The organism is Vibrio sp. 2033 (assembly GCF_033339735.1).
The window spans coordinates 1-543 of sequence record NZ_JAWOVC010000721.1; the positions used below are offsets into that span (position 1 = coordinate 1).

Here is a 543-nt window from a genome sequence, read left to right on the forward strand (position 1 = left end):
TTCTCACCACTCTTGTCTGTTACTGTGTAGTAAGTGTTCCACGTGTTTGGCTGAGTCTGATCTTTCAAGTAGTACGTTGTTAACTTGTAAGATTGACCCATCGAGTCATAAATTGTCGAAGAGGTTGAACGGTTGTATGTATCTGGGTCTGAAAAATCAAACTGAGTTGGATCTTTCAAATCACCGTTAGCAGGTAAGTTCACGCCCACTTCAATGTTCGCTGTTTGTTTTGGCTTACCAAATTCCGCAGGAATATTGATTGGTTGTGGCTCGTAAGATGAAACCTCACCAGACTCTGGGTTTACTTGATAACCAAGTAGGAACTCATCGTTCGCGGTTACCATGTAGTTTTCTTTGTTCAAATGGAATGCACCGTTACGTGTCATTTCATTTTGTTGAGGGATGAGACGATCTTTCGCTACCGCGAAGAAGCCAGTACCCGATACACGCAAATCCATTGGGTTGTTGGTGTAAATGCTTGAGCCTTCGTGGAACTGTTGTGCCACTTGGCTTGCTTGTGCACCGCCACCCGGAGTGGTTTTT

General features: G+C 44.2%; 1 protein-coding gene. It reads right to left on the reverse strand.

The annotated features are described in order from the left end of the window. The coding region (locus R7P74_RS28715) for a flagellar hook-basal body complex protein (protein WP_318124090.1) at window positions 1-543 on the reverse strand (543 nt) is incomplete at both ends.